Consider the following 11,907-nt stretch of genomic DNA (forward strand, 5'->3'; position numbering starts at 1 on the left):
TTCAGGCGCCGGCCAGCCCGCCCAGCGGGGGCAGCGGCGGCGGCAGGGTGGCCTCGCTCAGCGTTTCCAGGGTGCCGCCGGCCAGCAGCACGCTGAACTCCTCGCCGCTCAGCGTCTCGCGGTGCAGCAGTTCCGGCACGATCACGTGGATCTGCGGCAGGTGGTCGCGCACCAGCGTCAGCACCCGCTGGTACTGCCGCGCGATGATCTGCGCCACCTCCTCGTCGATGACCCGCCCGGTCTGCTGGCTGTGCGGGCTCGCCTGCATGCCGCCGCCCAGGTAGGCGCTGTCCTCGCTGGCCAGCGCCACCTTGCCCAGCCGCTCGCTCATGCCCCAGGTGGTGACCATCCGGCGGGCGATGTTGGTGGCCTGCTGAAAGTCGTTCTGCGCCCCGGTGGTGATCTCCCCGAACACCACCTCCTCGGCGGCGCGGCCGGCCAGCGCCACCGCGATCATGTCCTCCAGCACGGCCCGTACGTAGTGCACCCGGTCCTCACGCAGCGGCATCATGTAGCCGGCCGCCCGGCCTCTGGGGACGACGGTGAGTTTATGCACACGGTCAGCGTGGGGGAGCAGTTGGGCGGCCAGGGCATGACCGACCTCGTGGTACGCGGTGACGCTGCCGGTCTGCCTCGCTGATCACCATGCTGCGGCGCTCCGGCCCCATCAGCACCCGGTCTCTGGCCTCATCCACGTCCCGCACCGTGATGCGCCGCCGCCCCTCTCTGGCCGCCAGCAGCGCCGCTTCGTTCAGCAGGTTCTCCAGGTCCGCGCCCACCATCCCCGGTGTGCGCCGCGCCACCGCCGCCAGGTCCACCGACGGGTCCAGCGGCTTCTTGCGCGCATGGATCTTCAGGATCGTCTCGCGCCCCTTCACGTCCGGCGCGTCCACCACCACCTGCCGGTCAAACCGGCCGGGCCGCAGCAAGGCCGCGTCCAGCACGTCCGGGCGGTTGGTGGCGGCCAGGATGATGATGTCGTGCTGGCTCTGGAAGCCGTCCATCTCCACCAGCAGCTGGTTCAGCGTCTGCTCGCGTTCGTCGTTGCCGCCGTTGATGCCCGACCCGCGCTTGCGCCCCACCGCGTCGATCTCGTCAATGAACACGATGCACGGCGCCTGCTTCTTGGCCTGCTCGAACAGGTCCCGCACGCGGGCCGCACCCACGCCCACGAACATTTCGACGAAGTCCGAGCCGCTGATGCTGAAGTACGGGACGCGCGCTTCGCCGGCGACGGCGCGGGCGAGCAGGGTCTTGCCGCTGCCGGGGGGGCCGACCAGCAGGATGCCGTGGGGGATGCGGGCGCCGAGGGTGTGGTAGCGCTCCGGATGCTTTAGGAAGTCCACCACCTCCGCCAGGTCCTGCTTGGCCTCGTCGCAGCCCGCCACCTCCGCGAACGTCACCTTCACCTGCCCCTCCGCGTGCACCGTCGCCTTGCTCCGCCCAAACTGGCTCGCGCCGCCGCCCGGCTGGCCGCCGCGCACGCTGCGCCACATCACCAGCAGGATCAGCACCGCCAAGATCAGCGGCAGCACCGCCGTGACCCAGCCGAACGGGGAACTGCCGTCCAGCACGCTGAACGGCACGCCCGCCTTGCGGAGCGTCTCCAGCGTCTGGGCGTCGGGCGGCAGCACCACGTAGTGCGGCTGGCCGTCCTGCAGCATCACGCTGGTGCTGCCGTCGCCCTGCAGCGTCACGCTGGTCACGCGCCCGGCCCGCACGTCGGCGAAGAAGTTGCTGGCGGTGTAGCCGCGCCCGGCAGCGGCCAGCGTCACGCCCGCCGTGCTGGACGCGGCGCTCTGGGACATGACCGCCAGCGGCTGGGGAGAAGCCTGGGCCTGAACCGTCAGGCCGGTCAGCCCCAGCAGCGAGCAGGTCAGCAGCGCAGATGCCAGTCTCATGCCGCATGCTACCGTGCCTCTTCCGGCAGAGCGGCGAGAGGCGCGACAATTGCCGCGGGCGGCGCCGGGTCCGGTGACGCCCGGGTCCGCTTGCTACAATGCCCCGTCTGTATGGCCCGCCCGCCTGATCTCCGCCCCGCCAGCCCGCGCCCTTTCCGGCGACCGCTGCTGGCCCGCTTCTCGCCGCCGCAGCTGATCTCGTTGTCCTTCGCGGTCATCATCCTGCTGGGTGGCCTGCTGCTGGCGCTGCCTGTGAGCCACCAGCCGGGCATGACGGTGGGGCCGCTGCAGGCCGTGTTCACGGCCACCAGCGCGCTGTGCGTGACCGGCCTGAACGTGCTGGACCCGGCCACCACCTTCAGCACCTTCGGGCAGCTGGTGATTCTGCTGCTGATTCAGCTGGGCGGGCTGGGCATCATCACCTTCGGCACCGTCTTCGCCCTGATCGTGGGCCGCCGCATCAACTTCAGCGAGCGCATCCGCCTGGCGCAGCAGGTCAGCGCCTTCAGCGTGGGCGGGGTGGTGCCGTTGATCCGCAACATCTTCCTGTACACCTTCGTGATCGAGGCGAGCGGCACGCTGCTGCTCGCGCTGCGCTTCGTGCCGCTGGAAGGCTGGGGCCGGGGCCTGTACTACTCGGTGTTTCACGCGGTGAGTGCCTTCAACAACGCGGGCTTCGCGCTGTATTCCGACAACCTGATGGGCTTCCGCGGCGACCCGCTGATCACGCTGGTGATCGGGGGGCTGATCATTCTGGGAGGCATGGGCTTTCTGGTGCAACTGAACGTGGTGGCGCACCTGCAGCAGCGGCGCACCAACCGTCTCCTGATCCACAGCCGCATCGTGCTGAGCATGATGGCCGCGCTGCTGCTGATCGGCACCGTGCTGTTCGCGGCGCTGGAGTGGACCAATCCCAACACCCTGGGGCGGCTGCCGCTGGGCGAGAAGCTGCTGACCAGCTTCTTTCAGGGCGTCACGCCGCGCACCGCCGGCTTCAACACCCTGGACTACGCCGCGATGCGCCCGGCCACGCTGTTCATCACCATCATCCTGATGTTCATCGGGGCCAACCCCGGCTCCACCGGCGGCGGCATCAAGACCAGCACCTTTTTTGTGATGATGGGCAGTGCCTGGAGCATGGTGCGTGGCCGGGGCGAGCTGGTGGCGTTCGGGCGGCGCCTCGACCGCGAGACGGTGCTGCGGGCCATGACCGTGGCGCTGCTGAGCATCGGGCTGGTGAACGTGATGTTCCTGCTGATGCTGACCTTCAACACCGACGCGCGGCTGGACTTCACCCGGCTGTTCTTCGAGACGGTCTCGGCCTTCGGCACGGTGGGGCTGAGCATGAACGCCACCCCGCTCACCAACCCGGAGCAGCAGCTGATTCTGATCGTGCTGATGTACCTGGGCCGCATTGGCCCCCTGACCTTTGCCGTGGCCTTCAACAGCCGCAACAAGACGGCCGACGTGCGCTACCCGCCGGAGCGCGACATCCTCATCGGCTGAGCACACGGGCGGGTCACGTCCCGCTGCCCAGCCGCCGACATCCCGAAAGGAGGCGCACATGAAAGCAAAACAATGTCTGGTGATCGGCCTCGGCCGCTTCGGGACCGCCGTGGCCACCACCCTCTACGAGATGGGCCACGAGGTGGTGGCCATCGATATCAACGAGGAGAACGTCGAGGGTGTGATGAACCTGGTCACGCACGCCGCTATCCTGGACGCCACCGAGGAGCGGGCGCTGCGCAACATCGGCGTCTCGGACTTCGACGTAGTGGTCGTGGCGATCGGCACCGACGTACAGGCGGCCATCCTGGCCACCATGAACGCCAAGAGTCTGGGCGCCCCCTACGTGGTGACCAAGGCGATCGACGAGATGGCGCGCCGGGTGCTGGAGCGCATCGGGGCCAACCTCGTGATCCGGCCCGAGCACGACATGGGCGTGCGGCTGGCCCGCCAGATCGCCACCCCCAACATCGTGGACACCCTGGACCTCGGCTCCGATTACGCCATCGTGGAGATCGAGGTGAACGAGCGGCTGCGCGGCAGCCTGCGCGACCTGAACCTCAACGGACGCTTCAGCGTACAGGTGATCGCCATCAACCGCAGCGGCCGGGTGGAGGTGACGCCGCGCGCCGAGGAGGAACTGCGCCCCCACGACAAGGTGGTGCTGATCGGGAACGCGCACGCGCTGGACGCGTTGCGCCGGTATCTGGGCGAGTAACCGGGGTGTGCTGGGCTGACCTGCCCCGGGGTCAGCTCGGTCCTTCCATATGCTCCGGCGCAGCCACTCGCTTTGACCGGGTTCAATTTTAGACTGTCATGCGCTATACAGATGAATTATGGATTCCAGCTCTCTGCGGGAGCGGCAGAAAGAGCGCCGCCGTGCCCGGATCTACACGGTGGCCATCGACCTGTTCCGGCAGGGCGGCTTCCAGACCACCACCGCCACCGACATCGCGCGGGCCAGCAACGTTTCGCGCGGCACCTTCTTCAACTACTACCCGTACAAGGAGGCGGTGCTGCTGGACTACGGCAGCGAGGTGGTGGAGGAACTGCACAGCTACGCCCAGGGACAGCTGGATGCCGGCGTGGCGCCCATGACGGTGCTGCAGGACGTCTGGATGCAGCTGGCCGAGCGCAACACCCGCGACCGTGACCTGTTCCCGCCGCTGGCCTACGAGGTGCTGAATCCGGACCCGGAACGCGCCCGTACCGCCTACCAGGCGCTGCCACTGGGCAAGGTCATCGAGATCATCCTGCGCCCGATGCAGCAGGCCGGACAGCTGCGCGCCGACCTGAGCCTGCAGCGCATGAGCAACCTGATTGCCGATACCTACCTGATGATCGCGCTGCGCTGGACCGCCTACGGCACCGAACGGTCGCTGCACGAGGAACTGCGCTCCACCCTGGGCTTCCTGATGGACGGGGTGCTGCGCCGCTAAAGAAGAGCGTTGCACCACCCGGCGGCATTTGCTCCTACAATGGCCTCCTGATACGGGCTGCCTGTCCGGGAGCAGGAAGGAAGTCGGGCTTTGGACAACGCTGTACCCCGCGCCGAGCTGTCGGTCGGCACCGCTGAACATCACTGGCCCTTCTCCAAAGGGCTGCTGGTGGAGTCGCTGCTGAATGCCGGTGCCGACGTGGACCGTGCCGCGTCGGTGGCGCGCGCGGTGGAGCGAGCTCTGCTCCGGCGCCAGCAGCGCGTCACCTCGCCGGAGCAGCTCAAGCAGCTGCTGGTGAAGCAGGCGCGCCCGTTGCTGGGCGAGGAGGTGGCGCGCACGGTGGAGCAGCAGACGGCCGCCTTCGAAGACATCCTGGTGCAGACCCAGAAGCGCGAGCTGCCGTTCTCGCGCGGGGTGCTGGCCCGCAGCCTGGAGGACATCGGGCTGACGCCCAAGGACGCCTACACGGTGGCCAGCATGGTGGACCTGCAGCTGCGGCGCGGCGGCGTGCACCACATCCGCGCCGAGGCCATTGACGACCTGACCGAGCAGGCGCTGCGCGAACGGCACGGCGAGCAGATGCGCCTGACCTACCGCTTCCTGCAGGCCAACCGGGGCCGGCTGGGGGTGCTCGGCTCGCGCAGCAGCATGCCCACACCCTTCTCCAAGGGCATCCTGGTGCAGTCGCTGCTGGCGGCCGGGGTGGCCCCGGACTACGCCCGCAAGGTGGCGCGCAGCACCCAGCGGCAGCTGCGCGGCGCCGAGGACCGGGTGGTGACGCGCACCCAGATCCGCGAGAAGGTGGAGGAACTGCTGCGCGGCGAGGTGGGGCCGGACGTGGCGGCACGTTACCGGCTGCTGCGGGTGATCCGCCGGCCACCACGCCCGCTGGTGGTGCTGCTGGGTGGGGTGAGCGGCACCGGCAAGAGCCTGCTGGCCGCCGAGATCGCGTACCGGCTGGGCATCTCGCGCATCGTGTCCACCGACTCGATCCGCGAGGTGATGCGCGCGATGGTCAGCCCCGGGCTGGTGCCGGCGCTGCATGCCAGCACCTTCAACGCCTGGGAGACGCTGGTGCCGCCGGAACAGGAACGCCCGACCCACCCGAGCCAGCGCCAGCTGCTCTCGGGCTTCCGAGAGCAGGTGCAGCAGGTGAGCCTGGGCCTGAGCGCCGTGGTACGCCGCAGCGTGGAGGAGGGGGTCAGCACCGTGCTGGAGGGGGTGCATCTGGTGCCCGGCTACCTGCGGGCCGAGGACTTCAGCGGCGCCATCGTGATTCCGATCCTGATCACCCTGCCGAGCGATGACGAGCACCGCCGCCACTTCGAGGCCCGCGAGCGCGAGACCGGGCGCAACCGGCCTCTGAACCGCTACATGCGCTACTTCGACGAGATCCGGGCCATGCAGGACTACCTGGAGCAGCTGGCCCAGCAGCAGGGCGTGCCGCAGCTGGACGGCCTGAGCCTGGACGAATCCGCCGACCGGGCGGTGAGCGTGGTGCTGCAGCGGGTGCTGGTGGAGCTGAGCCCCCAGGAACGGATCGCCCTGCTGGGCGAGGCCGAGGCCAGCGACCTGGAAGTCCGCACCGACAGCAACTAAAAAACGAGCCAGCCTCTAGGCTGGCTCGTTTGTCCGGTGGCTCAGGGCTCGAAGCTGTCCTGGAAGGCGTAACGGTCGCCGCGCACCCAGTAGTTCACGTAGCTGATCCGCTTGCTGCCACTGTAGGTGGTGCGCCGCAACAAAAAGGCCGCTGTCCCCAGCGGCACACGCAGCAGGTCTGCCTCCTCTTGGCGCAGGTTGACCGCTTCCAGGTTCTGTTCCACGCGGGTCAGCGGCACGCCCATGCTGACCATCACCTCGTGGATGCTCTCGGCCGAGAGGTTGTGCTCCAGCAGGGTGCTCGCCACCGAGGCGTCCACGTAGCGCTTCTCCACCACCAGCGGCTCCTCGCCAGCCAGCCGTAGCCGGTGCACGAAGATCACCGGGTCGCCGTGCTGCAGCTGCAGCACGCTGGCAATCTCGGGGGTGGCCTTCAGCCGCATCGACTGCAGAATGGTGTTGCGGTGGTCCGGGTCACGGGCCCACTCCTTGAAGGGACGCACCCGGAACACCCCCTGACGGAAGCGCTTCCCGGTGGGGAACGTGCCGGCACCCTGCACCCGGTACACGTACCCTTCGCGCTCCAGTTCGTCGATGGCGCGGCGGGCGGTCATGCGCGAAACACTGAATTCGCGGGCCAGCTGCGGCTCGCTGGGCAGGGGCAGGCCCTCCGAATAGTGCCCACCCAGCAGGCGGTCTTTCAGGGTGGTCTTGATCAGTGGGTACTTGGCCATACTCCCTCCGGGGTGACAGTGCACAGGCGCCTCACGGCGCGAACCTCGTACGGGCGCCTCACGGCGCCAACCTCACACATCAACCTGCCTGAACGCGCCCCCGTGGTGGTGCATGTAAAGGCGCCTTCATCAGTCTAATCTATTTGTGTACCGAGTACGCTCAGGTTTCGGGGGCACCGCCGCTAGCCGCCAATGTGCGACATCTCCACCTTGTGATGGGCGCTGGTGGCCGCCCCGCGTTCCTCGGAGTAGCGGTCGCGGCGGGCCTGCCAGCACTCGGCCAGCAGCCGGCTCAGCTGGTCATCGCTCTGGCCGTCGCGCAGTGGGGCGCGCAGGTCCAGGCCACTGCCGGCAAACAGGCAGGTGTACAGCACGCCCACCGCCGAGAGCCGCGCGCGGGTGCAGTCGCCGCAGAAGGGCCGGCTCACGCTGGTGATCAGCCCGGCCTCGTGGCCCTGGGCGTCCCGGTAGCGGGCGGCCACCTCGCCCCGGTACTGAGCTTCCACCGGGGTCAGGTCGCCGCCCAGCCGCGCCAGCACCTCGGCGGGCGGCACCACCTGCTCCAGGTTCCAGCCGTTGTGGTTGCCCACGTCCATAAACTCGATGAAGCGCAGCACCGCCCGGTCCTTCAGCGCGCGCCACAGCTCCCCCAGATGCGCGTCGTTGACGCCGCGCTGTACCACCGTGTTCACCTTGACCGGCAGGCCCGCCTGCAGCGCCGCCTCGATGCCGTCCATCACCCGGTCCGGATGCATGCCCAGCCCGTTCATCTGCCCGAACACCTCCGGGTCCAAGCTGTCCAGGCTGACCGTCACGCGCCGCAGCCCGGCCGCCTTCAGCTCGGCGGCGTAGCGCGGCAGCAGCAGTCCGTTGGTGGTCATGGCAATGTCCTGCACGCCTGCAATGGCGTGCAGCCGCCGGATCAGCTCCGGCAGACCCTGGCGCAGCAGCGGCTCGCCGCCGGTCAGGCGCAGCTTCTGCACCCCGGCGGCCACGAACAGCCGGGTCAGGCGCTCCAGTTCCTCGAAGCTCAGCAGCTCGTTGCGCGGCAGAAACGCGAAGTCCGGGCCGAACACGTCCTTGGGCATGCAGTAGGTGCAGCGCAGGTTGCAGCGGTCCGTCACCGAGAGGCGCAGGTCGCGCAGCGGACGGCCCAGCTGGTCGGTCAGGGCGGAAGGGGAGGACACGCCGCTCAGCATACGCGCCGCTGCCGGACGCCCCTGTGAGACAGCACGGATTGAACCATTCGGCGACCATCGTGCCTCCAGGCCGGTAGAGTGGGGCTTACCGTTCGTTGGTGGCCCATTGACCGTTCGTGAAGTCCGAAGGAGGACGACAGCCGTGTCCGACAAGATCGATGCCGTACTGCACGAGGAGCGCAGCATCGCTCCGCCCACCGATTTCGCCCGTTCGGCCCGCTACTCGGCCGAGCAGTACCGCGAGCTGTACGCCCAGAGCCTCGCAGACCCGGACACCTTCTGGAGCAAGGCGGCGGATGAGCTTCACTGGTTCCGGCGCTGGGATCAGGTGCTGGACTGGCAGGAACCGCACGCCCGCTGGTTCGTGAACGGCCAGACCAACATGGCCTACAACGCCCTGGACCGGCATGTGCAGGCCGGGCGCGGCGACAAGCGCGCCATCGTCTGGGAGGGCGAGGACGGTGAGGTCCGCACCTACACCTATGCCGAGCTGCTGCGGGAGGTGCAGCGGGCCGCCAACGTGCTGGAGTCGCTGGGCGTGAAGGCGGGCGACCGCGTCACCGTCTACCTGCCGCTGATCCCGGAAGTGGTCATCAGCCTGCTGGCCTGCGCGCGCATCGGGGCCACCCACAGCGTGGTGTTCGCCGGGTTCAGCGTCTCGGCGCTGGCCGACCGCATCGAGAATGCCCAGAGCCGGCTGCTGATCACCGCGGACGCCGGCTACCGGCGTGGGGCGCAGGTGCCGCTGAAGGCCAACGCGGACCGGGCGGCCGAGAGCGCGCCCAGCCTGCAACAGATGCTGGTGGTGGCGCGTGCGGGCGCGGCTGTGGAGATGGAGCCGGGCCGCGACGTATGGTGGCACGAGGCGATGGCGCAGGCGGGAACGGAGCATCAGGCGGTTCCGCTCGACAGCGAGCACCCGCTGTTCGTGCTGTACACCAGCGGCAGCACCGGCAAGCCCAAGGGCATCCTGCACACCACCGGCGGGTACATGGTCAGCCTGCACCTGACCACCGGCGCGGTCTTCGACCTCAAGGACGACGACCTGCTGTGGTGCACCGCCGACGTGGGCTGGGTCACCGGCCACAGCTACACCGTGTACGGCCCGCTGCTCAACGGCGCCACCGTGATGATCTACGAGGGTGCCCCCAACCAGCCGGACTGGGGCCGCTACTGGGACATCATCCAGCGGCACAAGGTCAGCATCCTGTACACCGCCCCTACCGCGATCCGCAGCTTCATGCGGGCCGGCGACGAGATCCCGGAGCGCTTCGACCTCTCCAGCCTGCGCCTGATCGGGTCGGTGGGCGAGCCGATCAATCCGGAAGCGTGGATGTGGTACCGCCGGGTGATCGGCGGCGACCGCTGCCCGGTGATCGATACCTGGTGGCAGACCGAGACCGGGAGCATCATGCTCACCACCCTGCCGGGCGCGTTTCCCAGCAAGCCAGGCACCGCCGGGCTGCCGATGTTCGGGGTGGACCCGGCCATCGTGACGCGCGACGGCGAGGAGGTGGGGCCGGGTGAGGGCGGCCTGCTGGTGCTGCGGCGGCCCTGGCCCAGCATGCTGCGGACCGTGTACGGCGACGATGACCGCTACCGTAAGACCTACTGGGGCGAGATTCCGCACGTGTACTTCGCCGGCGACGGCGCGCGGCGCGACTCCGACGGCTACATCACCGTGATGGGCCGGGTGGACGACGTGCTGAACGTCTCAGGCCACCGGCTCGGCACCATGGAGATTGAGTCGGCGCTGGTGAGCCATCCGGCGGTGGCCGAGGCGGCGGTGGTGGGCCGGCCCGACGACGTGAAGGGCGAGTGCGTGGTGGCCTTCGTGCTGCCGCAGGTGGGGCATACGGTAGACCCGGCGGAGCTGCGCCAGCACGTCGCGCGCGAGATCGGAGCGCTGGCGCGGCCCGACGCGATCTACGTGGCCGACGCGCTGCCCAAGACCCGCAGCGGCAAGATCATGCGCCGGTTCCTGCGGCAGGTGGCGGCGGGGCAGCAGATCACGGGTGACACCAGCACCCTGGAAGACCCCAGCGTGCTGGAGCGCCTGCAAACGACGCCCGCCCAGTAAAGGGAGCAAGAGAGAAGGGGCGGGCCAGCTGGCCCGCCCCTGAAGTGGGTGTGGTTACGCCTGGACGGTCGGAATCCGCGGCTGGCGCTCGACCTTGGCCTCGTGCTGCTGGATGCCGGCTGCGAAGCCCGCCTGCGCACCCAGCTGCCACGCCAGCTTGAGCATCAGGGTGATGGAGTCCTCGTCACCCTGGCTGATCAGCAGGCGCAGATGCTCCGGCAGACCGTCCGGCAGCGGCATCTGGCGCAGCTGGTCTCCGTACTCGGCCCGCAGCTGCTCGAACCATTCTGCATAGGGGTTTGACATGCCCCCATCTTAACATGACCACACTCAGGTAATGTCAGCGGGAACAGCTTTTCAAGACCGTCTGAGGGTCGTTGCAGCGGTCAGGTCAGCTCAATCAGGCTGGCGTCCGAGAGGGTCAGCTTGAGCGTCCGGGGCTGGCGACGCCCGCCGCGCACCACGGCCCGCAGCCCGATCAGGCAGTCCTGCAGCCGCGTCTCGACGTTCTCGATCACGCACTCCTGCTCAATCACGCTGTGCTCCACCTCCGAGCGCCGGATGATGGTGCCGGGACCGATGCTGGTGAAAGGCCCGATGTAGCTGTCCTCAATCACCACACCTTCCCCGATCATGGCCGGCCCGATGATGGTGCTGTTGCGGACCACGGCGCTGGGCGCCAGCACCACGCGCCCGTTGACGCGCGAGTCCTCCACCGTGCCCTGGACGTTGTTTTCCAGCCGCTCCAGCAGCAGGTGGTTGGCCTCGATCAGGTCGTGCGGCTGACCAGTGTCCTTCCACCAGCCGTGGACCTGCTGGCCCAGCACCGTGCCGCCCGCCTCGATCAGGCTCTGAATGGCGTCAGTGATCTCATATTCGCCGCGCGCGCTGGGCTTCAAGGCCGCCAGATGCTCGAAAATGCGGCTGGAGAAGCAGTACACGCCCGCCACCGCCAGGTTGCTGGGCGGGTTCTGCGGCTTCTCGACCAGCCGCACGATGCGCTGCCCGTCCAGCTCAGCCACGCCAAAGGCGCGTGGGTTATCCACCTGCACCAGTCCGATCACCGCATCCGGGCGTTGCTCCTCGAAGACCCGCACGTAGGCGCTCACTCCGTCCTCGAACAGGTTGTCGCCAAGGTACACGCACACGTCGTCGCCGGCCGCCCACTCGCGCGCCATCAGCACCGCGTTGCCGAGCCCCAGCATCTTCGGCTGCACAATGAAGTTCAGCTGCACGCCCGGCAGATCCTCGACCGCCTGCTGCACGGCCGAGTGCGTGACCTCTGAGACGATGATGCCGATCTCGCAGATGCCGGCCGCCTGCAGCGTCTCGATGGCATGCACGATGATCGGCTTTCCGGCCACGTTCAGCACCGGTTTGGGACGGGTGAAGGTCAGGGGGCGCATCCGGGTACCGAACCCGGCCGCAGGAATCAGGGCTTTCATATGG

The 11,907-nt window shown here is 68.6% G+C and carries 9 protein-coding genes and 1 pseudogene; 5 read left to right on the forward strand and 5 right to left on the reverse strand.

Annotated features, from left to right (window positions below; genetic code table 11):
• Window position 1: 1 nt before the first annotated feature.
• Window positions 2-1,808 (reverse strand): annotated as a pseudogene (gene ftsH, locus ABOD76_RS11145) (ATP-dependent zinc metalloprotease FtsH).
• Between the two features lie 204 nt (window positions 1,809-2,012).
• On the opposite strand from ftsH, the gene ABOD76_RS11150 reads away from it, so the two are divergent.
• The 4 genes from ABOD76_RS11150 to ABOD76_RS11165 all read left to right on the forward strand — a co-directional run bounded on the left by ABOD76_RS11150 (window position 2,013) and on the right by ABOD76_RS11165 (window position 6,445).
• Window positions 2,013-3,407 carry a TrkH family potassium uptake protein gene (locus ABOD76_RS11150; protein WP_350244910.1) on the forward strand — a complete coding sequence of 465 codons (1,395 nt, stop codon included), beginning with the start codon at window positions 2,013-2,015 and terminating at the stop codon, window positions 3,405-3,407.
• Between the two features lie 58 nt (window positions 3,408-3,465).
• Complete coding sequence (locus tag ABOD76_RS11155; RefSeq protein ID WP_350244911.1) at window positions 3,466-4,125, forward strand: potassium channel family protein; 660 nt, start codon at window positions 3,466-3,468, stop codon at window positions 4,123-4,125.
• A gap of 118 nt (window positions 4,126-4,243) precedes the next feature.
• Window positions 4,244-4,846: a TetR/AcrR family transcriptional regulator gene (locus ABOD76_RS11160; protein ID WP_350244912.1), complete on the forward strand. Its 603-nt coding sequence runs from the start codon at window positions 4,244-4,246 to the stop codon at window positions 4,844-4,846.
• Window positions 4,847-4,936: 90 nt separating this feature from the next.
• Window positions 4,937-6,445 (forward strand): ATP cone domain-containing protein, encoded by a 1,509-nt coding sequence (locus ABOD76_RS11165; protein WP_350244914.1) that lies wholly within the window; start codon window positions 4,937-4,939, stop codon window positions 6,443-6,445.
• A gap of 41 nt (window positions 6,446-6,486) precedes the next feature.
• On the opposite strand, the gene ABOD76_RS11170 is transcribed toward ABOD76_RS11165, so the two are convergent.
• Complete coding sequence (locus ABOD76_RS11170) at window positions 6,487-7,179, reverse strand: GntR family transcriptional regulator (protein ID WP_350244916.1); 693 nt, start codon at window positions 7,177-7,179, stop codon at window positions 6,487-6,489.
• 182 nt (window positions 7,180-7,361) lie between these two features.
• Window positions 7,362-8,366, reverse strand: a complete 1,005-nt coding sequence (moaA, locus tag ABOD76_RS11175; protein ID WP_350244917.1) for a GTP 3',8-cyclase MoaA — start codon at window positions 8,364-8,366, stop codon at window positions 7,362-7,364.
• A gap of 154 nt (window positions 8,367-8,520) precedes the next feature.
• On the opposite strand from moaA, the gene acs reads away from it, so the two are divergent.
• Window positions 8,521-10,458, forward strand: a complete 1,938-nt coding sequence (gene acs / locus ABOD76_RS11180; RefSeq protein WP_350244918.1) for an acetate--CoA ligase — start codon at window positions 8,521-8,523, stop codon at window positions 10,456-10,458.
• Window positions 10,459-10,512: 54 nt separating this feature from the next.
• Here the strand turns inward: acs and ABOD76_RS11185 are convergent, their stop codons facing one another.
• Window positions 10,513-10,764 (reverse strand): DdrH, encoded by a 252-nt coding sequence (locus tag ABOD76_RS11185; RefSeq protein ID WP_350244919.1) that lies wholly within the window; start codon window positions 10,762-10,764, stop codon window positions 10,513-10,515.
• Between the two features lie 80 nt (window positions 10,765-10,844).
• A complete protein-coding gene (locus tag ABOD76_RS11190) occupies window positions 10,845-11,903 on the reverse strand; it encodes a glucose-1-phosphate thymidylyltransferase (RefSeq protein ID WP_350244920.1) in 1,059 nt (352 codons plus the stop codon).
• Window positions 11,904-11,907 lie beyond the last annotated feature (4 nt).

Origin of the sequence: Deinococcus sonorensis KR-87 (genome assembly GCF_040256395.1) — a bacterium.
In the GTDB taxonomy this organism is placed as follows: domain Bacteria; phylum Deinococcota; class Deinococci; order Deinococcales; family Deinococcaceae; genus Deinococcus; species Deinococcus sonorensis.